Source organism: Prochlorococcus sp. MIT 1341, assembly GCF_034092415.1.
Lineage (GTDB): Bacteria > Cyanobacteriota > Cyanobacteriia > PCC-6307 > Cyanobiaceae > AG-363-P08.
This window is the reverse complement of the sequence record NZ_CP139304.1, coordinates 591,611-613,890: the sequence shown is the minus strand read 5'-3', so window position 1 is coordinate 613,890 and position 22,280 is coordinate 591,611. Positions and strand designations below refer to the sequence as shown.

Genomic DNA, 22,280 nt, shown 5'->3' with positions numbered 1-22,280 from the left:
TTAACGGATTTTTCTTACGCCCTTGATTATAAAGATTGGATTAACTGGAGAAAGTCGAGTGCCTTCTGAAAGGGGTAAGCCTCGATAGGATTGATGTTGACTAATTGCAAACGAATATCCTGATTTCTTGAATAGATTCCTGATTTCATTAATTGGTTCTAGTGTAGCTAATGGAATAACTATAATACCTCCTAAAGTTAGTCTTTCTAAAGCTAACTTTAGGAGGTGAATTCGTTTTTCTCCACCGCCTCCTAAAATAATCCTATTTGGATTTGCAAGACTTTCAGGAAGATTGTCTTCTTTTAGGAAAGAGAACGCTTCTTTTTCTATTATTGCTTTTGGTTCAACTTCCAATCTGAGAGCATTTTGTTTAATAATGTCTGCGCCGCCACCACGCCTCTCAACTAATAGGACTTGCAACTTAGGACTAATTCTTAAGGCCTCTAATCCGATACTACCAACTCCTGCGCATAAGTCCCATAACACTCCTTCAGAAGGTAATTGAAGGTCCGCTAAAAGTTGGATTCGGTTTTCTCTTTTTGTCATTAGTCCAGGCCGGTCTTTATGTTGAAGAAAAAGACCATCTTCTAAACCAAATAAGGGAATTTCGCTGAATCCAGCTTCATATGGTTGTGCTTCTTGAAGAAGCACAACCATATGAAGTGGATGAAGAGGGTCTTTGATTTCATTATTTGGTAATAGTTGCCAAACTTTCTCATTGCTATGGCCTAATTGTTCAAAGATCCAAAAAGCATATGAAAGCTCTAACCCTAATCCTTTTAGAATTTCAAGAACCTCTTTTGCACCACCTTTATTAGGGTCAGTAAGTATGGCAAGGGATTCAGGCCTTTGTTGTAATTTTCTTGCTAAAGCTGTTGGGTCTCTCCCATGGAGGCTTATCCAGTCTGTATTTTCCCATGATTTCCCAATCCTTGAGAATGCAAGTTGTAAGGAGCTTGGTGCAGGATGAAAGACAAGTTGTTTAGATGAGAAATTTTCTACTAGTTTTCTTCCAATGCCAAACCATAACGGATCTCCACTTGCTAGTAGAACAGTTGTAGAGGTTTCTTTTTTTAACCACTTGATCAATTCATTAGTTAGTCCAATATCAAAAAGTTCAGGAATAGGTTTTCCTTCTCCGTTTTCCCCCCACCATTTAGGAAATTCCTTTAGTAAGCGCTTAGAAGCCGCAACTCTTTTTGCTGTTAGCACTAAATCTTGCAAATGAATTGCAAGATGTTCCATACCCTCTGCATCGGTTCCTAGTACATATATAGGGTTTCGTCCCGAAGAATCATTCATGTGTTTATTTTCGTCTTTTATGAGGTAGGTTTTTTGATGGAATTTCAAATCGACACAGCTCTAGCCTTGAAAGGGGATTGTCATTAGTGGAAAATCCAGACAAAAATTTTCATCATGCATTAAATAGAAGAAGGCGTATTCATGAGTTGATGATTGCTCTCATACAACAACAAAAGGATTTGGAGTTGATTGATGACGAGGCGCCTTCGGTTAAGCCTGGCAGGCTTAGCCAGTCTTCTGAGGATCCTGCTCGTTGGTTAGATAGAAACCACCGTGTGCTAAAGCGATATCAAGCCCTTGTTCGAACGGCTATTACTATTGATGCTCTTCTTGATGCTGAGCAAGAATAACCTTTTGAAAATCTCCTCTAATCAAAGCTTAGAAATAGCATTGCAGTTCATGACGTATCAAAAAACATCTCATAGCTCTTCTTCAAAAAGACTTCTTTTGTTAAGCAAAGTCGCATTATTTTTTCTGGTTGTATTTTCCAACCTTTTTGTTTATCCCCATTCAGCTCATGCAAAATTGCAAAGTTTTCAAAGTGACGATGGTGTGAAATTGGTCCGTAGTGTAGAAAGTCTTAGAGATCTTGAATCACAAACATGGCAAATGGTGGCATATAGAGATGGCAATTTAGATTCAAAGAGTACTTTGAGAGTTGTTGGATATCCAGGAACACTTCGTCTCGATCACCCTATGGCGCTTAGGGTTCAGGCAGGATTAAGAACTTGGTTTTTGGAAGACATCACGCTGTTAAATGAAAAGCTAGCAAAAGATCCAAGGGAGGCAGCAGCAGAATTCGATCTCACACCTTTGTTGACTGATTTGAATAACAATAGGCCTCTTAGATTGTGTTTAACAAATGTTTTCACCGAATTACCAGTTCCTCCTTACGTAGTTGGTGAATGGCGATCATTAGATAACCCTGCTAAGTCTTGAAAAAAAGAGTGATTTTGTGAAAAGCCCTTGGGAACCATGGATGCAGCGTGCATTGCAATTAGCTGCTTTGGGCCAAAACAGAACAAGCCCTAATCCATTGGTTGGAGCGGTAGTGATTAATGAAAGCGGTTTTCTTGTCGGGGAAGGCTTTCATGCTCGTGCAGGTCTTCCTCATGCTGAGGTCGGAGCGCTTAATCAGGCTGGTGATCAAGCAAAAGGTGGAACCTTGGTCGTTACCTTGGAGCCTTGTTGCCATCAAGGGAGAACACCTCCATGTACTGATTTGGTTTTGTCTTCAGGTCTGAGGAGGGTAGTAGTTGCCTTGCAAGATCCTGATTCACGTGTGTCAGGTGCAGGGTTAGAGCGTCTAAGGGATGGCGGGTTAGAGGTTATTACTGGTGTATTAGAAGATTTAGCTGTTAGTCAGAACAAGGCTTTTATCCATAGAATTCGCACTGGTCTTCCATTGGGAATAATGAAATGGGCTATGAGTTTTGATGGTCGGACCTCTCTTCCTAATGGTGCTAGTAAATGGATTACAAATGAAAAGTCTCGAGATTGGGTGCATTCTCTAAGAGCAAAGGTTGATGCTGTAATTGTTGGAGGCGAAACTGTTAGAAGAGATGACCCTTTATTGACCTCTAGAGGCAAATCAACGCCAGAACCAATACGAGTAGTTTTTAGTAGAAGCCTTGATTTGCCAGAAAATTCAAGAATTTGGGATACTTCGATTTCTAGAACACTTATCGCTTATGGACCAGAGGTTCCCAAGAAGTTGTTATCCAACCTCCCAAAGGGGCCTGGAAAAATTAAGTTGAGATCTTCCGAACCAATTGATTTGCTTCATTCATTGGCTGAAATGGGATGCAATTCTGTTCTTTGGGAATGTGGCCCAAAACTTGCTTCTATTGCAATTAAACAGGGTTGTGTTCAGGAAATTGCAATGATGCTTGCGCCTAAGCTTCTGGGAGGGGTCCCTGCAGGAACTCCTCTTTCTGAGCTTGGCCTTTATTCAGTTGAAGATGCCTTTACTCTAAAAACCATTTCGAAAAAAACTTTTGGACAAGACTTGCTTGTTAGGGCTTTGCTTGAGTGAGGCTGGTTTACCTTCCTTAAAATTGTGAGTCAAATTGGAATTACAGCGCTGTCTTATAGCTTTCTTGTTTAAGTTTTTTTGCTTTGGGATTCTTTGATTCTTTCCCTTTAAAACCTTTTAGTTCACTTCTTTAACGCTTTTTGCCCCCCCCCAATGGCGTTATCGCTTGAGGTGACGTTCGGTTCTTACACCAGTAAATTACAACGTTTTTATTTTCCTCGGCTTAGCTTGGGTGCCGATGATGAATAGGGCAAATGCCGATACGACAAGATGACAACAGGCCAAATCGTCGCTTTGGCATTATTAACTTGATTTTGATTGGTTTTGGACTCTTGTTGCTTTTAAGCAGCCTTGTACCAAACCCAAGCAACCAGGTACCACGTGTGCCTTATTCATTGTTTATCAATCAGGTTAATGATGGTGGGGTCAAGAGGGCATATATAACCCAGGAGCAAATTCGCTATGAATTATCGGATCCGCAGGATGGAAGTCCATCTGTTCTTGCTACAACCCCGATTTTCGATATGGACTTGCCTCAAAGGCTTGAAAGTAAAGGGGTTGAATTTGCTGCAGCTCCACCTAAGAAACCAAATATTTTTACCACAGTCCTAAGTTGGGTGGTTCCACCTCTGATATTTATTCTTGTTCTTCAGTTCTTCGCGCGTAGAAGCATGGGAGGGGGAGGCGCACAAGGTGCCTTGAGTTTTACTAAGAGCAAAGCAAAGGTTTATGTTCCTGACGAAGAGTCGAGAGTTACTTTCGATGATGTGGCAGGTGTTGATGAAGCAAAAGATGAGTTAACAGAGATTGTTGACTTTTTAAAAACACCTGAGAGATATACAGATATCGGAGCAAGAATTCCTAAGGGCGTTTTGTTGGTTGGCCCTCCAGGAACTGGTAAGACACTTCTTTCCAAGGCAGTTGCAGGTGAGGCGAGTGTTCCCTTTTTTATCATCTCAGGCTCAGAGTTTGTTGAGTTGTTTGTTGGGGCAGGTGCAGCAAGAGTTAGAGACTTGTTTGAACAAGCTAAGAAAAAGGCACCCTGCATTATTTTTATTGATGAACTGGATGCTATTGGTAAGAGTCGTTCGGGTTCCATGGGTGTAGTTGGGGGTAATGACGAAAGAGAGCAAACTCTCAACCAATTACTAACCGAAATGGATGGGTTCTCTGCTACGGATAAGCCAGTAATTGTTCTTGCTGCCACTAATCAACCTGAGGTTCTCGATGCAGCTTTATTGCGACCAGGACGTTTTGATAGACAAGTACTTGTTGACAGACCAGATCTTTCTGGAAGAAAAACAATTTTAGATATATATGTGAAGAAGGTGAAGCTTGCTGATGGAGTAGATCTTGATCGTATAGCTCAAGCTACAAGTGGTTTTGCAGGAGCCGATTTGGCCAATATGGTTAATGAATCAGCCTTGTTGGCCGCACGAGGTAAGCGTAAGAAAGTAGAACAGAAGGACTTAAATGAAGCGATTGAAAGGGTTGTTGCTGGGCTCGAGAAGAAAAGCCGAGTACTGCAAGAAGATGAAAAGAAGGTTGTTGCTTATCACGAGGTGGGTCACGCAATAGTGGGGCATTTGATGCCTGGAGGAAGCAAGGTCGCAAAAATTTCTATTGTTCCTAGAGGTATGAGTGCGCTTGGATATACCTTGCAATTGCCAACAGAGGAGCGTTTCCTTAATTCCAAGCAAGATTTGCAAGGACAGATCGCGACTTTGTTAGGCGGGAGATCTGCTGAGGAGATTGTTTTCGGAAAAATCACCACAGGAGCTGCAAATGATTTGCAACGAGCAACTGATTTAGCTGAACAAATGGTTGGGACCTATGGGATGAGTGAGATCTTGGGCCCTTTGGCTTATGACAAACAAGGTGGGGGGCAGTTCCTTGGAGGCGGAAATAATCCAAGGAGAGTAGTTAGTGATGCAACTGCGCAAGCCATTGATAAGGAGGTAAGGAGTTTGGTTGATGATGGACATGACAATGCGTTGAAGATACTCAGAAATAATCTTTCATTGCTGGAAAATATTGCCCAGAAAATTCTTGAGAAGGAAGTTATAGAGGGAGATGAACTTAAAGAGATGCTTGATGCTAGTAACCTTCCCACAGGTCTTGTTTCTCATTAAGGGTTTTATCGATCAGGGGTTTTAATATCGATTGAAACTTCCTTTATAACGCAAACTCATCATATGGCTGACCGTAATCAAGGGGTTGCTGCAGTACTTTCCTCTCTCAAGGGAAAAGACTTTTTGTCTTCTGGTGACTTAAGTGCTCTTCAAATATCTGCATTACTTGAGTTGGCAATGCAGCTCAAAAATGCTGAAAGAAGAATTGACCTAGGTAATCGTGTTCTTGGTCTCATTTTTACTAAGGCTTCTACAAGGACAAGAGTAAGTTTTCAAGTTGCAATGGCTCGCTTGGGAGGACAAACAGTAGATTTAAATCCACAGGTTACCCAACTGGGGAGAGGAGAGCCTCTTAAAGACACGGCAAGAGTTTTGAGCCGCTTTTGTGACGTACTTGCGGTGAGAACTTTTGAACAAAAGGAATTAATTGATTACGCCCACTGGGCTTCAATACCTGTTCTGAATGCATTGACTGATATAGAACACCCTTGCCAGGCTTTGGCAGACTTCTTGACCGTTAAAGAAACCTTTGGTGAAGTAGAGGGTAAAACTCTTTGTTATATAGGTGATGGGAATAATGTCGCTCATTCTTTGATGATTTGTGGTTCTTTATTAGGTGTAAATATTCGAGTTGCTTCCCCAAAAGGGTTTGAACCACTTTCAGAAATGATGAACAAAGCTCTTGAGCTTTCTCAGGCTAAAGCAAAAATTGAGATCTTTAATAATCCACTTGAGGCTATACGAGGAGCAGAGGCTGTTTATACAGATGTTTGGGCTTCGATGGGTCAAGAAGAAGAGCAATCTGTTCGAGCAAAAGCTTTTGAGGGTTTTTGCCTTGACGAGGAGCTTTTTTCAAAGGCTGATTCAAATGCAATCGTTTTGCACTGTTTACCAGCCCATCGTGGGGAGGAAATTAGTTCTGGCCTTTTTGAATCAGTATCCAGTCGAATTTTTGATCAAGCTGAAAATCGATTGCATGTTCAGCAGGCTCTTTTAGCTGCTGTCCTAGGAGGACTTTGAGTATTGCCAATATTAAATACAGTAGGTACAAATGTATTGACGTACATGTGCACTCCTCGTGACATCTCAAGAAGAAGAGTTGCTGACGCCAGCTCAGAAAGAGCTTTATGACTGGTTAGCTGATTTTATTAGTACTCATCAACACAGCCCCTCAATTAGGCAAATGATGCAAGGGATGGGCTTACGCTCGCCAGCCCCAATTCAAAGTCGGCTAAGACATCTTCAGCAAAAAGGTTGGATTACATGGCAGGAAGGTCAGGCAAGGACTCTTCAGTTGCTTGGAGAAATAACAAGCGGAGTGAATTGTGGAATACCAGTACTTGGCGCAGTTGCTGCAGGCGGATTAGTAGAAACCTTCGATGATGTTCAGGATCGACTTGATCTGACATCAGTACTAGATAAAAAGGGTGTATTTGCGTTAAATGTAAATGGGGATTCTATGGTAGACGCGCATATTGCTGATGGAGATGTGGTCCTTATGGAGCCTGTTCAGGAGCCATCTCGCTTGAGAAATGGCACAGTTGTTAGTGCTCTGGTTTTGGGAAGCGGAACTACCTTGAAGTATTTTTATAGGAGTGGATCCTTGGTGAAATTGGAAGCGGCTAATGCAGCATATGAACCTATCGAATTAAATGCTGATCAAGTTCAAATACAAGGAAAACTGATTGCTGTTTGGAGACATGTTTGACCTTTAGGGCTAGAATTTCTATAGGAACAATTCTCTAAAAACTTCAGAAGGAAAGAATATTTTTTATTTTCGTGTGAAACTTATTTCCTTAGAAAAAATTAAATATTTGATTAAAATCAGAGCTTGAAAGAATTTTAGATTTTTATAGTTCTTTGATTAATTAATGCTATTTATAGCAGCCAAATTAAAATTTTTTAATAGTTCGCAATCTTTTAACCTCTAATTCACAAGCAAACCCTAATTTATTTTTTAGAAAAATTCTTGACATATGCTTTTGTTTCTCTAATTACCACTTCAATTGACTTTCTAAAAGTAAAAAATATAGAGGTGAGTAATTCGTAAACAAATGGTATTGTCGATGAATTAAATTCATTGTCCTTACCTGCTATTCCTATTCCAATAATTGAATGCATTTGCTGGCCTCTGTAACTGGAATTGAAATTATATTTTGTTTTCACTCCATATATTCCAGATTTATTCATAAGCCGAGAAAGGCTTTTCCTGCTGAAATGTGTTACATGATAATGCATGCCAAACTTCTTTCCAAATAATGCTAATAGATTATTATGTCTTTCGTCAGGAACTTCAATGAGAACCAAGCAATTTTTATCTGCAAAATCCAATGCTTGTTTGATTTCTTTTAAAGGTTCATGCGTATGTTCTAATATATGGGAAAAAATGATAAGCTGTACTTTTTTATCAATTTGGTCTAAACTTACTATTCCTTTGTTATTTGCTTGCCAATCCGAATGGTCGTATATATAAGTATTAACTTCTTGATAGAGCATAGATTTTATAAGGTTAGCAAAGATAGAACTTACATAGCCATCGCCTCCACCCCAATCAAGAATTGAGAAATTATCGTAAGTTAAATGGTATCTTAAAGATAGCTGATAAAACATATTCATATAATCCTTGAAACGATTCAGTTCCTTAGAAGAACCTGAAAAAATAGTCTTGCCTTTTCCTATATTAGGATTAAATTTACCGTAGATTTTTCCCGGATGGTAAATTTCATATTGTTTTTTTCGCTCGATATAGCCTGTTTCCTGATCATAAAGTCTAGAGGTATCAAATTTTGGTGTGAGAAAGCTATGAAAACAGCTTAGACAAAATCTTAACTCTACAGTTGCTCTATCTAAATTCGAGAGGTTAAATGTACTGTCACTAATCCAGTCAAACTTTTTGCTACTATTAAATACCTGAGTTCGGGATATTTTAATGGTCGAATTTCCGCAAATCGAACAGGATGTATCTTGGTCATTTAACACTTGATTGTCCACTATAGTGATTCTTGTGAATTTTCATTATTAGGTATTTAATCACAAACATAGGTTATGGGTGCAAAGGGGATAAGCACCGCTGACCCCTAAAGACTGACCAAAGCTCATACAAAGCATAAATACGGTATTTGCACCTCCCTGCAAAGCTATTTTGAGAAAACAAAAATTTTAGTCCCTTATTTATAAGGAAAATATTTTCTCGCTGCTTTTGTTGGTGCTTCCTATTTGATGCTGCTTGATTTCGACTGATGAAGGAAGTCATTTTTATATGCACAGGGTTGTTAACTGCGAGTTCCAACAAGGCTTCTACAAACCTTCAAATTGCTCTTTAGGCCTTTAGCACCCCTATGGAGATTTTGCAAGAGGTATTTCTGCATAATGCATCATTAATTTTGACTGTTCCTCGGTCATGGCCTTGCTTCAAGGGTTCTAAAACTCGATTGTTGTCTGCCTTGAATTACGAGGTGCTTCTCTCCTTTGTTGGCCTTAGAACTCAAGAACTGCTTCAACTAAATTGCTTCAGCTGTCAAAGTATCGATTCGCTGTCTTTTGATATTGCGCTAATAGAACTTCTTTGCATGTGGCAAAGAGAGGTTTGTTGACTCCATCAATCTTTTTGGTTCTGCTGTTGCAGTGATAATCTTAATTTGAGTTCTTGAAGTCGATTCATAGGGCAAGAAGGGTGTAATTCTTGTGTTCTTCATTCCGAGATCATCTTGGTATCGCTAAGTGACCCGAGTTTTTGCCCCCTTTTCTCTCAATGTCTCGTGAAGACCATCCTCCTCCCTTCTTGAGTTTGATCGTCTTTGGCATTACTTTGTGCCATTCGTTCCAAGAACCCATGCGGTGACTAGCAATCCATTGCGTATGTTGTTGCGCATAATCGCTATATCAGCCACTATCAAGCACTATCAAGCAAATCACTTCTTTCTTTGCTTTCCCTGATAATCCTTGATGTCACTGTATTATTTAATTCACGGGGCCATAGCTCAGCTGGTAGAGCACCTGCATGGCATGCAGGGGGTCAGCGGTTCGAGTCCGCTTGGCTCCATTGAAATTTTCGATCTGGACAAAGGATCCCTCGCGAAACGAGAAAAATAGTTGAGTTATATGCCTTAAGAACTTATGATTATTTGATTTTTTGTGGTGCTTTTCCTGGAAGTTAACTATTTTAAGGATAGATGGTAAAGAGGTCCTATTGGTTCAGGAGTAATCTTTTGTTCAGGCAACTAACGGTATTTGAAGTTCATTTTTGATTGGGCGCCAAAATTTACCGGGCAAAAAATAATGAGAGAACTGAACTCTATGCAAACTTGATAAATACCAAGAGAGAAGCTTTTTCATAAAGATATTTCTAAATTTCTTATGAGTTTATATTTTTATGTTTTGTCATCATCCTTCTGCAAAAATTACTTTTCTTGGTTTTTACTACTAGAAATTCAGTAAATTCGCAGAAAAGTTAAGAAAATCTGCTTTCAAACATCTCCGTTAATCTATTTGTTGCTATTAATTTAATTAGAGTTACCAGTTGAACCATGTCTAAAAAACAACTAGAGAATTTATTTACCAAGGCTGAATCCGATAAAGGACTTCAGCGTCAAATAGCTGATTGTGGAGTAAATAATAGTTGTATCGTTGCTCTAGGCAGGAAGCATGGGCATAAGTTTTCTCCTGCGACTGTTAGCCATTGGCAAAGAGAACACGCTTAGGTAATTCAACCCTCTAAACAAGAGAGGTATTAATACTTAGAGGTAGACGTGCTCTAAGTATTAATAATAATGAGTAGAAGTGCCTATGTATAGCTTATTGAGATGGTGATTAGGAGAAGATTGCGATTCGCGCCTTTTCATCCAGGCAAATAACATGGGCTTTAGGGTTTATTTTTCTCATATAATCAAAAAAGTGCCCGATTAATTTCGGCACAGCTGCTTTCCTGTCTTATTGTTTTTGAGTAACCCGTTAGTTCGAACTGTTTCGATTAGCTGCTATATCAAAAAAATCATCTTGATTTCAAATTTTAAAGGTTGAATGTTGTTTACGCTGTTCAAGTGTCTATCTATTGCTAGACATTGCAAAAGTTGAGAACCAGTGCATAATAAATCAGCAAGAAGATCAAACAATGCCCAATATCAGGCTTTATAAAAGGCTGTCTGACTTTAGGAGGTTCAGGGAGGCTCTTCATCCAATAATGAGAAATCTCATGCATGAGGCAAAATGTACTGTTGACAAAAATCCCTCAAGCTCTGAATTATATCTATGGAGTAGAAGCCATTATAGTTAAGTTTTTATGTCTTTGTAACAAAGTAACTCTAATTCAATCCCTAGAAAATCAGTCCGAAATACTGTCTGTTTTCGAATCTTCTTCAAGACTCTCTTTAGAAAATACTTCTCCATAAAGTGAATATGCTCCACCTAGAGCAAGAAGGCCTACTAAGCAGAAGACAATTGTTTCTGCAGAATCACCACTCACATAAGCTCCTGATCGTATTAATCCAATATTTATTATCATCCCTAGGCCTAGTGAAGCAATTATCCAGGCCGTAGCGTAACTTATTCCAAAAAAGATCTTTTTCATTGGAATCACTTCTGTGATAGGGCTATTTGGGAGAGTTATTGATATATCTAATAATACCCACATAATTCTTTTTTCTGCGAAACCTCTTCAAAAGTTATCCTGAATACTTTAAGCAACTTCATTGTTTAGCGTAGATAAGGCTGTGCTAGTAAATCACTCGGTGTTGAAATTTATGATTGCTTCATGATTGAGTAGAGAATTGAACCTTCTTGTTAGCTTTTTATAAGGATCTGATATCTATTTTGACTATGATTTTTACTTAGGGCTAGCCTCTTAAAAGGTTCAGACATGCTCAAGAAATGATTAATTGCCACAAGACGAACTCAACAGAAGATGGATATTGATCTTTTTCTGCTTTTCTCTTAAGTCATGTGAACATGAGGGGTTCATCAAATAATGCTTGAGATTCAACCTACTGCAAATACAAGCATTGGGTTGGCCTTTGTCTTGCTAATTCTTTTGGGTTTTTTATTAGGCCTTGGAAGGAGGCTTGAACCTGCTATTCGTCTAGAGCAAATTGGTATACCAATTGCTCTTGTTGCAGGTCTTTGTGGATTAATCCTTGGTCCATATGGATTTCTTCCTGTTTTACCCCAAGGCGTCACAGATATATGGACTGAATTGCCTTCACCTCTTTTGACACTTGTTTTTGGAACTTTGTTAATAGGCCGACCACTGCCAAAGGGAAAGGGATTAGTTCAGCCTGTAGCTTCGCAAGCTCTTCTTGGCTTACTTCTTGGATTTGGTCAATATCTCGTTGGTGGGCTAGTTGTGATCTTTTTTTTAATTCCATTTCAAGGTGTCGACCCTTTGATGGGGTGTCTTATCGAAGTTGGCTTCGAGGGAGGGCATGGTGCTGCTGCTGTCATGGGTGATAGTTTTCAAAAGCTGGGGTTTTTAGCAGGAAAGGATCTTGGTCTTGCAATGGCAACAGTTGGCTTACTTGCTTCAACGATTATCGGGAGTCTTTTAGTTGTGCTTGGAAGGTTGAAGGGTTGGGGTGTGAATCGACTAGAAACTCTTCCAGCGACATCTTCATTGCTTGAAGAAAGCGACGTAATAAATCTTTCTCACCGATTTCGCCAATTAGCTGTAAATCTCGCACTCCCAGGCTTAGCAGTTGGATTTGCCGTTTTGATGTTGAATTTATTAAGGTCCTTATCTCCTTTTTTTGGTGATATTTATGAGCAAGTTTGGACTACTTTCCCTGTTTTCCCCCTTGCTTTACTTGGTTCGCTTTTGGTGCGTTTTGCTCTAGAAAGGTTGGAACAAACTGAGATTGTGTCGCATGTTGTTCAACGTGAGATTGGAACGTTATGTACTGACCTGTTAATTATTACGGCTATGGCAAGTATTAACTTGCCAATTTTAATCGCTGATTGGGTCCCTATAACTGCTTTGTCATTAGCGGGATTGATTTGGAATCTGACTGTGATGCTTTTTTTCTCAAAATTGATATTTAATATTGAATGGTTTGAGCGATCTCTAACCGAATTTGGAAATGCAACAGGCGTTGCAGCAAGTGGCCTTCTTTTATTAAGACTTGCAGATCCAAGAAGTAATACTAATGCCCTACCTGTTTTTTCCATCAAGCAATTATTTGTCCAGCCACTTCTGTCTGGAGGTGTCATAACTGTACTTGCTCCTATTGGGATAATTAATTTTGGTTTAATGGGCTGGACAGAAATATCAGGGGTGATTACGTTTCTTTTTTTTATAATTGCGATCCTCATTCGGCAATGAAGTTGATTAAGCTTTGATAATTGAAATTATCTAATTTCCTAATAAAATTTCTAGGAGAACCGATGAGTCCCATACACCCTTTATTATGAAACTATGTTTTCCTTTGTAGAACTTGATGGACTACACTCGCAAAAGAGAAGTTTCCAAGCAATTGAGGGAAAAATGGTTTAAGAGCCATTTGCTAGATAGAGAGATTGAGTTGAGAGAGCTATATGAGATGCCCCAACATGAACTGGATTTGCTAATGGCTGAAACTGCTGAGCTTAGAAGTGATTCTGGTAACAGAGAGAGGAACCTAGGTAAATTTTGTACAGCAGGTTATTTCTTAGAATTGGCAAGAATAATTGATAAAAGAAGAGATGAATAGCTTAAAACCTAATACTTTTATTTAAGGTTATTCGTTAAAGGAAGCTAAATCAGCTAATAGATTTTCTCCATGTACATAGGTTAGGAGGTTTCTACCTAGACTTTTTTATCCTTATTGGTGAAGTTAATTTGATTATGTTGATTTTCATCAATAGTGGCTTTTATATGAGTAAAGAGTTTGTTTCATGTACTTTCTATTTTTGGCCAGGTGATAGCTATGTTTTTTGATGATGATGTTGTTGAGTACCTCGGGAAACTTATGGGTTTATGAGTTTTTGACCAAGGTTTTTGTTTAAGCATTAATATTTCAAATAGATTACTTCTCGTGAATTTATTCAACCATTCACGTATTGGTTCCATTTCATGGTTTTCATTTATCCATTTTGAGTCGGTATGCATATATTGCCGAACAAATGGCCATATTCCCCAATCAGCAAGACTTTCATTGTTACCAACAAGCCAGTTACTGCTTGGTGAACTTTTACCTTTTAAGCGAAGGTTCCATTCATAAAGAATTCTCCTTGCAGATTCTTTATGACAATCAGGGTCTTCACCTGGATATCGGCAAGCATATTTAAATTTGTCGAGATGCAGCTTGAATACGTCATCATTTTGCTTTAAGAGCTGATTGATTATTTCTCTACTTTTCTTATCATTTTCTCTAATTATATTTAGCTGGTCTGAATCTTTTTTCAGTGACCAAGTCATTATTTCAAGACTTTCATCGATAACTTCTTGATCTTTAGTTAAAAGTATTGGAACTGTTCCTTTACTTGAAATTTCAAGCATTTCTTTTGGCTTTTCCTTTAAGTTGACTTCTCTTAAAGTAACAACTTGACCAGTTCTTATGATTGCCCAACGAGCTCTCATAGCATAGGGGCATCTTCTAAAGCTATACAAAATATTTTCTCTAGCTGGACCTGTCATGTGAAATTTTCTTGCTTAGACTAGCTTTGATTTTATTGCAATCGAAAACCTCAAGTTTACCCAGCTAAATGAGTCGATGTAAAGACTCCAATGTATATGCAATAGAGGAAAAGGATAAGGCAAATAGAAGCCCCTTAAATCTATTAGACCAAGTTGAAAAGGTTGGAACATCTTCTGCGTCATAACCTCCAAAACTTCCGGTAAGAAATAGCACCCACATAGGTAAGGATGATAATCCAAATCCAATGGCTAATCCACGAGCTAATCCAGAATGAAAGAGTATTGAAAGTAATGTGCCTGAAATCCCCAGCACTAATGCACCTTTGAAGCCGATACTTACTTCCTCTTTGAGGGACAAAGGCTTAGCTGGGTCCGTACTCATTTGATTTATACAGTCTTGCAATTGTTGCTCATCTAGCCTGAAATATTCAGTTTCTGGAATTCTGCAGGACTTAAATCTAGCGATTAACCTTGCTTCAATACTAAAGGGCTCAGTGGTTTCTATTGTTTTAATAATTTCGTCAGGTTTCAGTTTCTTTTTTATTTTCTCCATGTCTTCTGTATGACCAATCTTATATAGATCTCCATTTCGTAATAGATATACAACTCTTGCCATAGTCTTTCTTAGAAGGAGTACTTTTTAGATATTCTATTTATAACTTGTTTTTGAGGCTTTAGGAGGCTATAAGCTCTAAAGCATTTAGAGGGATGTGAAAGGAAATTCAAATTGAAAATTAACTTTTGATGGGAAAGAAAAGGTTTTCACGGGTAAGGACAAGGATTGAACTTTTAAAAGCCTCAGGGAACGGGAAGCTTCTTAAGCATAGAAGCTTATTGCTTTATTAGCCCTTAATGGGGAGCGAGGACATCGTTTGTTTTTGGGTAAGGTGAATTTAATTTATATCAAATTTATTGACTGAAAAAAAAAGCCTCGTCATTTGACGAGGCTTTTAGGAGTTGAAATGCAGAGGGTAGTTACTCTGCCGCAAATTTAAATTTTGCTCCAAGGTCTTTAAAGTTATACCCCATAGCACGAAGTGCATGCCATAGATGTCCCTGAAGAGCAAAGAATCCAGCGATGTAATGGAAGTTGGCTAAATAACAACGTCCTGAATGTCCCAATGGGGCAGTACCAGATAGATCAACTGTATCCACCCAAGCAGGAGCTATGAGGAATACTCGGTCTAATGGCTCACCATAAAATTCTATTGGGTAAACAGTTGTGTTAGTCGCACACCAGAAAGCAACAACAATTGCCGCAAAGCCGATACCTCCTAAGGAGAAAGAGAGAACTGCCTCTGCAGAAAGGAGACCATCTCCTTTGAAACTGGTGTATTCACCAATTTGCTTTGTTGCAATATGGAATGCACCTCCACCGATTTCAAAGAAAGCAAGGAAAGCATGGCCTCCCATTACATCTTCAAGGTTGTCAATAGCAAGGAAGTCAAATTGACGTTGCCAAATCATTGACAAGTCAAGGTTGTAATTGACCTGACGCACTGCACCAATTGCAGGGTCATAAATTCCATGGATTCTGGCCCATTCAACGAACCATATGCAAGCAACACCAAAAAACAGCAAATGGTGACCAAGAATGAAGGTTTGGTTGTCAGGGTTATTCCATTCGAGCTTGAATTTTCGAGCTTGAATGACTTCACTTTCTTGCATGTCTCCTGGGAAAAGAAGTGAGTGCATTAGTGCACCCGCTCCATAGACCATCGAGAAGACCAAGTGAACAACGGCTATGTTGACCACACCGGCCCCAGTCCAGGCACCAAGCTGATCAAAGCCAATCCCTATAGAGGCCAGGTGAGGAAGGCTTACGAAGCCTTGGCTGCCCATGGGCAAGGAGGGGTCAAAGCGGGATAACTCAAAGAGAGTGTTCGCACCAGCTGCGAAGCTAATCAATCCAGTGTGAGCAGCATGAGCTGCAATGAATTTCCCTGAGCGGTTTGTTACCCCAGAATTTCCAGTCCACCACTTGTAGGTGACATTTGGATTTCCATAGGTTTGCATTAATAGTGAACCCGAACGGCAAGCCGTAAGAGGATACCCTTAAGTAACTACATCTAGTAGACCCACTGTCACAAGACTTTTCCAATACGAACATACTGTTGCGCAAAATACCTAAATAATGGCTTAGTTGGCCTTCTTCAGTTTTTGTTGGTTTGTTTAATTTGTTGTTGAGTAGGTAGAAATTTCTTCGGTACCTAAAACTTGCCCCGACTTGGAAATCTTTTCTTGATTTTTTTGCAAATAACTCTCCAATGCTCCTGGGACAGCGACTAAAATCGCCAGTACCTTTGTACTGTCTTCTTTGCTTACTTCTCTAAATAGAGGCTTTAGGCCAGCTTCTTGCTGATTCTCAAGGTCATTGTCAAATGCCTTAGCCCAAAAAGAGAAATCTTTGTTGATCTTAAATGTCATTACATTTGCTACTGGTGAGAGCGGGGCCTCGCTCTCAGTGGGTTTCTTGAAAAGTCGCCATCCTGCGAAACCGCCACCGGCGCATATAAGCGTCCATAAAGATATTTCTAGTAGGGAGGCGACCTCTTTGCCTAGAAGGCTTGATGGAATCACTTCAGAAGTGATTAGAAGAGGGCCGCCAACGCCCCATATAAGAAGACAAATCGCTAGATACCAAATTCGAGTTGGGAACTTATTGGACATTTGTTTTTTTGGCTAAGAAGGCTTGGATTGATTTGGCGTGAAAAACACAGATGGAGGAGTTTTTGATAAAGGATTCCTCTGTATCGATTATCAAAACTAGTTTTCAACAATATTCAAAACCTTCTCAATCAAACTGAATTTGATATTTATTGTTTACAAAATACATGATATTTATACTTAGCAGGATTAGAATATAAAAATAAGTAGATGTAGATTGTCTGCTCAATTTATATTTTATAGAAGATATAAATACTCTCCCACTAAAAAATAGTAGGAGAAAAGGTATTCCTGAGTTTTAATTAAATAGCTTGATAATAGCTTGCTATTCCTAGCAAGGCGTTTCTAAGGTCTTTAGGAACTGTGTAGCTTCGTCTAGGTCGTTGCAGAATTTGCATGACCCTAAATAGCAACCCAGAAATCTCTCGAAGGATCTTTTGCCTCCGCTTAAGGGGTATTTGTGAACGGTGCCGCCTTGCGGAGTGGAATGAACGAGGACTGGTTGGGCCTTCATGCTCTTGGATTATCAGCAGCCTAAAAATGCGACATACAGAGCTCTCTTGCCATAGGTGGAATTACTACAAATTCCCTCTGAACTCCTCATTGCTTTGTCTTGAGTGAATATTGAGAGCCATTTTCGACTAATTTCTTTAATGTAAGAAGCCCTATCTGAAATGCTCAAGCTCTGGGAGGCACTTTTGCCGTTAGTAAAGGATTTGCGAATTAGGTTTGCTTTGGCAATGTTGGCAAATCTATTTATCTTATATTTCCTTGTAACCTATTGGAAGAACTTGATTCCAGAATTACCTTCTTGAATTAAACCTAAATGGATTAAACGAGATGTCTTCATTTTTTTTTCTCAACTTGATTCAAACTTAACTCCCTTATGAAAGGGAATTGATTTTAAGAAGATAAATTTTTCTTTAAATAGAATGGAATCCGAGTGCCATTTGCTTACTTTACAACTTCGGCTCTTTTTTTTTATCAATCTTTAATTACTAGTCTGCGTGCTTTTGGGAAAAGTAGAATACCTATTGCGGTGGAGGCTAGAGCTGTAAGTGTAAAGGTTATTATTTGGCCTAATGATCCTGGTAAGTAAAGGTCAGCATTTAGAAGTGGTAAATCAATAACCGAACCAACTGAGCCCCAAATGACTATCCATATTGATACGTAAAAGATGCCAAACCAATCTTTTTTGCTCATTTAGTAACCTCGGGAAATCATGTCGAATAAGAACCTACTTTAACCATTTAGTTTGTAACATGCGTTAAGTAAGGTGTTTACATCTATAATATGTAAACAAGAAGTTGCAATACATTAGTAATATTGTTACTGCCTGCTTAGCTGGTTTGCATAGGATTTATTTTACCCTGGAGGTTCAAAGAAACCATTCAAACCAAGAAATATCACCATAATCAAAATTGGACCTAAACCAAAGATAGTCAAAAGAACCTTTGCCCTTGTAGGGTTTGTCTCCATATTCGGCTTTATACTCATTGCTATTTGTTTGAAGAAGAAAGAAAGATTTTAATTGATTTCATCGTTTTCTTTTTTCTGGGCGTCACAGGCTAAGTCGCATTCAGTTAGCTCTGGGTTGGTGAGTTGATCAAGTACTCTTGCCATATCAACAGCAGACAACTCACCATTACTGCCCCATTTAAGAGTGGTTTTTCGTTGGAGAGGTGCTTTAACTTGTTTTTTATCTGATCGATTTAGTTCCATGATTTCGCCAGTCGACCTGTAACGGATTAATATTTAAAGGCACTTAAACCTATTTTTGTATAAATCCTTCTCAAACTTAACGTTCTTTATGTTTGTTCTTATCCCCAAAAAGTGACTTTCATTTAATGAATATGAAAATAGCCAATCAATATTTTGATATTCTAGGAATTTTTTATGGTGATAATTTGATTTTTAAAATACATCTTTGAGTGAGTATAGAAGCCAGTCTGTGAAGTTAATAGGGTTAAACATATACAGGAAATCCTTTTGTTTAGATCTTTGAGATATATTCTTACGAATTTTGTTAGAGAAGGATTTAGATAAACTCCCACTCTCTAATTTTGCTTCTTGATTATTCCCCTCTGAAAACTTGATGTATTTTTGTTTTAAAGACGTCTCTTGGAGTGCTATACATTTTATCTCGTTTTCAAAGAACCAGGCTATTGTGTTGTCTTTTAGTTTTACCACAAACCCAATGCTTTGACCATCAGTTAATTTGTAATCCTCTATTGTCCCAGTTTTATTTAAGGATAGTTTTTGAGATAGTTCATCGGACAGACGATCCTTAATTTGTTCAAGCTCCACTTCAACTTCAGTTCCGACCATATAAAAATTTTTGCTTTCATCCATGGTTTTTATTGAGGGAGCCTTTGAGCTTTCTTGTTTTTTCTTCTCTGAGAATACAGGCTTGGCATGCTTTAGAAATAGTCCTCTAGGCTGAAAGTTATTCTTTCCTTTTAAAACCAGGGGCTAATCAAAAAGTTGTGCATTTCCAGTAAACGTTTGCTGATACAGGAAAGTTCTCATTCTAAGAGAGTGTTTTTGCGGCTTGCCTGTATTTGGTTAAGAGATCAGAGCTTAGAGAAGGTTTTAGCCAATAGGCCTCCCCTCAAGAAAGGTAGGTCTCTTTGGGATAGATCTTTAATGCCTCAATTAAGTGATCAGAATTTCCCGAGAGGGGCGAGGGATATTCTCTAGGAGTTAATACTCAGAAAAGATCGCTGAAGGACTTATTGGTATGTTGCAGGAGGCTTGAAGAATAATGAGTTTGTGAGGTTCTTCTTTGAAAATTATCAAGATAGGGATAGAAGCTATTATTAAAATGTCCTCGGAATGAAAATTTATTCATTTAAAGCGTTTAATACCATGCTTTTCCTAGGAAAATTTATAGGCTTACTAGTTTTTTGAAGTCATTTTTAAATGCGAATTTCCTTTATAGGGACTGGCTTTTTGATTCTCCTCTCAATCGCTCCAGTAACTTCCGCGATTGAGACAGATGCCTATAAGCTTTGTCAACGAGCAAAGGACTTTTGGGGATGTGTTAGATCAATGAATGGTACGGATCCACAACTCCGTAAATACGGGCCTCTGCAGGTGGATTGGTCAATCTGGAAGCCTGTTAATGGAAGCTATATAGCTCAAACTTTTAATAGTTCAGGTAAGGGCTTTTACTTGGCAGTAAATTGTTTGAAAGCAAAAATCAATGTTACTGATAGAAAAGGGGTTTGGAAAGGGTGGAATTCACCTGTTAAAGGTTTTGAATATGACCTTCTTGAAGAAATTTGTAAGGAGGTAGGAACCCCTATTGATCTAAAGAGAGAGTGAATCAAATATAGAGCCCCATCCTCTTTGGAAGGTTTTGTTTTTAATTTCTCGAGTAGAAAATAACTCAGTTATTTTGCACATAAAAAAAAAGGGCAGAACATTAAGTCTGCCCTCGTGAGGACTTCTATTAAGAAAGTCTGCTGATCAGGGTCCTTAACTTGGCTGTTTAAGCCTTGAGTACTAAGTAGGAATCAGCGCTGAAATCTTTTGGTTGGATCGTTCTTGTCTCTGGCGTACCAGTGAAACTGAGATACCTGAATGATTGCGATTAGGCCAAAAACTGCTGGGATCAGCTGGAATCCACCTGAAGGTTTTACCAACCCTAGGTCTGATGGGTGTGGTAGTTGAGTGGCGAAGTCAATGATGTGGGTTAGGTGAATCATCAATACCCTTAAAAGCGGTTTATATATAGCCCATCAACCTAGAGCCAGGCGACGCTCTGTTGCATCTTGAAAACTGGCAGTGTGATTAGGTTGGAATTTAGGGCCCTTAGCTTTGTGATCATTTGACTTTCAAAAGCCGTTAAAGAGGTTTCCCTGAGATGATTTGGTGGACTGCAGGAACGGTTCTATAAAGCAGGTAGATAAGCACTATCAAAAGGTTTCCCCCTACTACTAGTGCACCTGTGATTAAGTTCTGCCTCGAGGATGTGTAGTCCCACTTAGGTTGACTATTAGTTGATTCTTGATCAGGCATAGGTTTGGTGTGACCTCTTAGGAATAGCATTGATGCTCATAATGGCCCACCATCTCTCTATCTTTGTGGCTAGCAAAAAAACTCGAGCATTTAGTTTAAATTCCTTGTCCTTTCAGAATGAAGAGAAGCATTTTGTGGCAAAAGCTGTTTTTTCTGGTCTCTGCTGCTCATAAAAGTGAGCTTAAGCTTGCTTTTATGCTTGATTTGACTGGTTTATTGAGTGGGTAAAAATACTTTTCTTTTTTAGAGAGACTTTTTTGGTAAGCATCGAAGTCTCTTGTCCTGTGAAATGTCGTAATTTTTGCTTAAAAAGGTTGCTTCTTCTTTCAAGACGGAAAGTTTCTAATGGCATTCAAAGCTGATTATTCAAAGTGTGGAGCTTTTAAACATGTGAGCACCTCATCCCTGGAGCTTTTTGAACAAAATTCAGACCAAAAGGAATACCCCTAGAGTCCAAATAGGTGTAAACGCTTACTCAAGACTTATATTTAACCAGTGATTAACCTTTAAAAGAGATATCTCTATATCAAATTATGCTCGTAGAGGTATCGGACTTATGCAATGTCAGAGGGAATCGAAGCTTTAGACTTTTTTCGCCAAGAAGGGTTTTTTGAGCGCTTAGAGGCATTAACTCACAAGCTAATGGTGGGGATTCTTGAGGCTGCTCAAGATTTTAACCTTCCAATTGCCGAGAACAGTGCTGCATTAGGTAGTGATGTATGGATTGCTCAGTCAGTTATTGGTGTTATTGGCTTGATAATCGTTGGAGTCACCTTTTTGCCTTTTGGAGCGACAAGCGCTTCAATTAAGGCTTGTCAATTAAATACTGATCAGAAGCTTGTTAAATATGGAGGAGTAGTTATAGCAATAACTACTTCTTTATCCGCAATTCTGTATCTTGAGGTGCTAAGACTTTATGGCATTCTTGAAGCGCTATAGAAGCTTTTTCTTTTGGTCTTCTAGATAGAAGTTCTTTTTAAAGTTTAAGTTTTTTTGAATGTTGGTTAGCTTTTAGGAAAGAAGATTGATACTTCTACAGATTCAGGAATCTGACCTGAAGCAATAATTTTTTCATTATTTATTTTTCGAAATTTTTCAAGAACACCTTTTTTTGCTTGAAAAACTGCAATTACTTTTTTGGGGTCATTTTTACTTACTCCTCTAAATATTGGTGTTATACCAGCTGACTTTTGAGCCTCAAACTCTTCATCAAATATTTTTGACCATTCTGAAAATGTATTACTGATTCTAAAAACCATGAAAGTAGCTTCAATCTTATTATTACTTTGGAGCGTAGAAAACAGAAGAACCCAAAGGGGGAAAGGTCCACTAGTCCCAAGCACAAAGGCGAAAACAATAAATGTAATGAGTGTGCCTATTCCAAGGGTGTAGACATTGGCATTTCTAAAGCTCAAATCAATTGCAGTGCTACCTGCAATCCAACAGAATGTCCATAATGAAAGGTTTTTAAAGCCAAAAGGACTTTTAGCATCATTATTCATGAGGCTTTATGGCGTCG

Annotated in this window: 23 protein-coding genes and 1 tRNA gene; 12 read left to right on the top strand and 12 right to left on the bottom strand. The window is 38.8% G+C overall.

Features of this window, described 5'->3' with window-relative positions; translation table 11 throughout:
- Positions 1-1,302, bottom strand: coding sequence for a precorrin-6y C5,15-methyltransferase (decarboxylating) subunit CbiE (gene cbiE, locus SOI84_RS03125; RefSeq protein ID WP_320674959.1), 1,302 nt, complete (start codon positions 1,300-1,302; stop codon positions 1-3).
- A gap of 86 nt (positions 1,303-1,388) precedes the next feature.
- Here cbiE and SOI84_RS03120 point away from each other — a divergent pair, with 86 nt between their 5' ends.
- The 6 genes from SOI84_RS03120 (at position 1,389) to lexA (ending at position 7,177) form a co-directional block, all read left to right on the top strand.
- On the top strand, positions 1,389-1,652 hold the full coding sequence (locus SOI84_RS03120) for a hypothetical protein (protein ID WP_414153610.1): 264 nt from the start codon (positions 1,389-1,391) through the stop codon (positions 1,650-1,652).
- A gap of 49 nt (positions 1,653-1,701) precedes the next feature.
- The gene (locus SOI84_RS03115; RefSeq protein WP_320674958.1) at positions 1,702-2,241 is read left to right on the top strand and encodes a DUF3122 domain-containing protein; all 540 of its coding nucleotides are present in this window, start codon (positions 1,702-1,704) and stop codon (positions 2,239-2,241) included.
- A gap of 40 nt (positions 2,242-2,281) precedes the next feature.
- Complete coding sequence (ribD, locus tag SOI84_RS03110; RefSeq protein ID WP_320674957.1) at positions 2,282-3,337, top strand: bifunctional diaminohydroxyphosphoribosylaminopyrimidine deaminase/5-amino-6-(5-phosphoribosylamino)uracil reductase RibD; 1,056 nt, start codon at positions 2,282-2,284, stop codon at positions 3,335-3,337.
- 254 nt (positions 3,338-3,591) lie between these two features.
- Positions 3,592-5,469 (top strand): ATP-dependent zinc metalloprotease FtsH, encoded by a 1,878-nt coding sequence (gene ftsH, locus SOI84_RS03105; protein WP_320674956.1) that lies wholly within the window; start codon positions 3,592-3,594, stop codon positions 5,467-5,469.
- 63 nt (positions 5,470-5,532) lie between these two features.
- Complete coding sequence (gene argF, locus SOI84_RS03100) at positions 5,533-6,489, top strand: ornithine carbamoyltransferase (RefSeq protein WP_320674955.1); 957 nt, start codon at positions 5,533-5,535, stop codon at positions 6,487-6,489.
- A 58-nt stretch (positions 6,490-6,547) separates the two neighbouring features.
- Positions 6,548-7,177, top strand: a complete 630-nt coding sequence (gene lexA, locus SOI84_RS03095; RefSeq protein ID WP_320674954.1) for a transcriptional repressor LexA — start codon at positions 6,548-6,550, stop codon at positions 7,175-7,177.
- 242 nt (positions 7,178-7,419) lie between these two features.
- Here lexA and SOI84_RS03090 read toward each other — a convergent pair whose 3' ends face one another.
- Complete coding sequence (locus tag SOI84_RS03090) at positions 7,420-8,460, bottom strand: methyltransferase domain-containing protein (protein WP_320674953.1); 1,041 nt, start codon at positions 8,458-8,460, stop codon at positions 7,420-7,422.
- Between the two features lie 978 nt (positions 8,461-9,438).
- Between SOI84_RS03090 and SOI84_RS03085 the strand changes: the two genes are divergently transcribed.
- Both SOI84_RS03085 and SOI84_RS03080 read left to right on the top strand, forming a co-directional pair.
- Positions 9,439-9,511: transfer RNA gene (locus SOI84_RS03085), tRNA-Ala, on the top strand.
- A gap of 484 nt (positions 9,512-9,995) precedes the next feature.
- On the top strand, positions 9,996-10,169 hold the full coding sequence (locus SOI84_RS03080) for a Nif11-like leader peptide family natural product precursor (protein WP_320674952.1): 174 nt from the start codon (positions 9,996-9,998) through the stop codon (positions 10,167-10,169).
- 620 nt (positions 10,170-10,789) lie between these two features.
- Here the strand turns inward: SOI84_RS03080 and SOI84_RS03075 are convergent.
- Entirely contained in the window at positions 10,790-11,098 is a 309-nt protein-coding gene (locus SOI84_RS03075; protein ID WP_320674951.1) for a hypothetical protein, read from the bottom strand.
- A 333-nt stretch (positions 11,099-11,431) separates the two neighbouring features.
- On the opposite strand from SOI84_RS03075, the gene SOI84_RS03070 reads away from it, so the two are divergent.
- Complete coding sequence (locus SOI84_RS03070; RefSeq protein WP_320674950.1) at positions 11,432-12,778, top strand: sodium:solute symporter; 1,347 nt, start codon at positions 11,432-11,434, stop codon at positions 12,776-12,778.
- Positions 12,779-12,893: 115 nt separating this feature from the next.
- Complete coding sequence (locus SOI84_RS03065; protein ID WP_320674949.1) at positions 12,894-13,145, top strand: hypothetical protein; 252 nt, start codon at positions 12,894-12,896, stop codon at positions 13,143-13,145.
- Positions 13,146-13,327: 182 nt separating this feature from the next.
- On the opposite strand, the gene SOI84_RS03060 is transcribed toward SOI84_RS03065, so the two are convergent.
- The 7 genes from SOI84_RS03060 to SOI84_RS03030 all read right to left on the bottom strand — a co-directional run bounded on the left by SOI84_RS03060 (position 13,328) and on the right by SOI84_RS03030 (position 19,090).
- Positions 13,328-14,071 (bottom strand): glutathione S-transferase N-terminal domain-containing protein, encoded by a 744-nt coding sequence (locus tag SOI84_RS03060; RefSeq protein ID WP_320674948.1) that lies wholly within the window; start codon positions 14,069-14,071, stop codon positions 13,328-13,330.
- A gap of 64 nt (positions 14,072-14,135) precedes the next feature.
- Positions 14,136-14,687 carry a GIY-YIG nuclease family protein gene (locus SOI84_RS03055; RefSeq protein WP_320674947.1) on the bottom strand — a complete coding sequence of 184 codons (552 nt, stop codon included), beginning with the start codon at positions 14,685-14,687 and terminating at the stop codon, positions 14,136-14,138.
- 359 nt (positions 14,688-15,046) lie between these two features.
- Positions 15,047-16,087 carry a chlorophyll a/b binding light-harvesting protein gene (locus SOI84_RS03050; RefSeq protein ID WP_320674946.1) on the bottom strand — a complete coding sequence of 347 codons (1,041 nt, stop codon included), beginning with the start codon at positions 16,085-16,087 and terminating at the stop codon, positions 15,047-15,049.
- 156 nt (positions 16,088-16,243) lie between these two features.
- The gene (locus SOI84_RS03045; protein WP_320674945.1) at positions 16,244-16,741 is read right to left on the bottom strand and encodes a DUF3764 family protein; all 498 of its coding nucleotides are present in this window, start codon (positions 16,739-16,741) and stop codon (positions 16,244-16,246) included.
- A 981-nt stretch (positions 16,742-17,722) separates the two neighbouring features.
- On the bottom strand, positions 17,723-17,941 hold the full coding sequence (locus tag SOI84_RS03040; protein ID WP_320674944.1) for a hypothetical protein: 219 nt from the start codon (positions 17,939-17,941) through the stop codon (positions 17,723-17,725).
- 324 nt (positions 17,942-18,265) lie between these two features.
- The gene (locus SOI84_RS03035) at positions 18,266-18,460 is read right to left on the bottom strand and encodes a hypothetical protein (RefSeq protein WP_320674943.1); all 195 of its coding nucleotides are present in this window, start codon (positions 18,458-18,460) and stop codon (positions 18,266-18,268) included.
- A 192-nt stretch (positions 18,461-18,652) separates the two neighbouring features.
- A complete protein-coding gene (locus SOI84_RS03030; protein WP_320674942.1) occupies positions 18,653-19,090 on the bottom strand; it encodes a DUF2862 domain-containing protein in 438 nt (145 codons plus the stop codon).
- A 570-nt stretch (positions 19,091-19,660) separates the two neighbouring features.
- Between SOI84_RS03030 and SOI84_RS03025 the strand changes: the two genes are divergently transcribed.
- Positions 19,661-20,065: a hypothetical protein gene (locus tag SOI84_RS03025; protein ID WP_320674941.1), complete on the top strand. Its 405-nt coding sequence runs from the start codon at positions 19,661-19,663 to the stop codon at positions 20,063-20,065.
- A 191-nt stretch (positions 20,066-20,256) separates the two neighbouring features.
- Here the strand turns inward: SOI84_RS03025 and SOI84_RS03020 are convergent, their stop codons facing one another.
- Entirely contained in the window at positions 20,257-20,448 is a 192-nt protein-coding gene (locus SOI84_RS03020) for a hypothetical protein (RefSeq protein ID WP_320674940.1), read from the bottom strand.
- A gap of 874 nt (positions 20,449-21,322) precedes the next feature.
- Between SOI84_RS03020 and SOI84_RS03015 the strand changes: the two genes are divergently transcribed.
- Complete coding sequence (locus SOI84_RS03015) at positions 21,323-21,700, top strand: hypothetical protein (protein ID WP_320674939.1); 378 nt, start codon at positions 21,323-21,325, stop codon at positions 21,698-21,700.
- Positions 21,701-21,765: 65 nt separating this feature from the next.
- Here the strand turns inward: SOI84_RS03015 and SOI84_RS03010 are convergent, their stop codons facing one another.
- Entirely contained in the window at positions 21,766-22,263 is a 498-nt protein-coding gene (locus tag SOI84_RS03010; protein ID WP_320674938.1) for a DUF3764 family protein, read from the bottom strand.
- Positions 22,264-22,280 lie beyond the last annotated feature (17 nt).

Excerpts from the sequence above, each read along its gene's own strand:
- ribD (WP_320674957.1), top strand. The coding sequence starts at position 2,282 with ATGCAGCGTGCATTGCAATTAGCTGCTTTGGGCCAAAACAGAACAAGC.
- SOI84_RS03060 (WP_320674948.1), bottom strand. The coding sequence starts at position 14,071 with ATGACAGGTCCAGCTAGAGAAAATATTTTGTATAGCTTTAGAAGATGC.
- SOI84_RS03040 (WP_320674944.1), bottom strand. The coding sequence starts at position 17,941 with ATGAGCAAAAAAGATTGGTTTGGCATCTTTTACGTATCAATATGGATA.
- SOI84_RS03045 (WP_320674945.1), bottom strand. The coding sequence starts at position 16,741 with ATGTCCAATAAGTTCCCAACTCGAATTTGGTATCTAGCGATTTGTCTT.
- SOI84_RS03050 (WP_320674946.1), bottom strand. The coding sequence starts at position 16,087 with ATGCAAACCTATGGAAATCCAAATGTCACCTACAAGTGGTGGACTGGA.
- SOI84_RS03055 (WP_320674947.1), bottom strand. The coding sequence starts at position 14,687 with ATGGCAAGAGTTGTATATCTATTACGAAATGGAGATCTATATAAGATT.
- SOI84_RS03030 (WP_320674942.1), bottom strand. The coding sequence starts at position 19,090 with ATGGATGAAAGCAAAAATTTTTATATGGTCGGAACTGAAGTTGAAGTG.
- argF (WP_320674955.1), top strand. The coding sequence starts at position 5,533 with ATGGCTGACCGTAATCAAGGGGTTGCTGCAGTACTTTCCTCTCTCAAG.
- SOI84_RS03080 (WP_320674952.1), top strand. The coding sequence starts at position 9,996 with ATGTCTAAAAAACAACTAGAGAATTTATTTACCAAGGCTGAATCCGAT.
- SOI84_RS03065 (WP_320674949.1), top strand. The coding sequence starts at position 12,894 with ATGGACTACACTCGCAAAAGAGAAGTTTCCAAGCAATTGAGGGAAAAA.
- SOI84_RS03035 (WP_320674943.1), bottom strand. The coding sequence starts at position 18,460 with ATGGAACTAAATCGATCAGATAAAAAACAAGTTAAAGCACCTCTCCAA.
- SOI84_RS03025 (WP_320674941.1), top strand. The coding sequence starts at position 19,661 with ATGCGAATTTCCTTTATAGGGACTGGCTTTTTGATTCTCCTCTCAATC.
- SOI84_RS03115 (WP_320674958.1), top strand. The coding sequence starts at position 1,702 with ATGACGTATCAAAAAACATCTCATAGCTCTTCTTCAAAAAGACTTCTT.
- SOI84_RS03020 (WP_320674940.1), bottom strand. The coding sequence starts at position 20,448 with ATGATTCACCTAACCCACATCATTGACTTCGCCACTCAACTACCACAC.
- SOI84_RS03010 (WP_320674938.1), bottom strand. The coding sequence starts at position 22,263 with ATGAATAATGATGCTAAAAGTCCTTTTGGCTTTAAAAACCTTTCATTA.
- SOI84_RS03070 (WP_320674950.1), top strand. The coding sequence starts at position 11,432 with ATGCTTGAGATTCAACCTACTGCAAATACAAGCATTGGGTTGGCCTTT.
- cbiE (WP_320674959.1), bottom strand. The coding sequence starts at position 1,302 with ATGAATGATTCTTCGGGACGAAACCCTATATATGTACTAGGAACCGAT.
- SOI84_RS03015 (WP_320674939.1), top strand. The coding sequence starts at position 21,323 with ATGTCAGAGGGAATCGAAGCTTTAGACTTTTTTCGCCAAGAAGGGTTT.
- SOI84_RS03075 (WP_320674951.1), bottom strand. The coding sequence starts at position 11,098 with ATGTGGGTATTATTAGATATATCAATAACTCTCCCAAATAGCCCTATC.
- ftsH (WP_320674956.1), top strand. The coding sequence starts at position 3,592 with ATGCCGATACGACAAGATGACAACAGGCCAAATCGTCGCTTTGGCATT.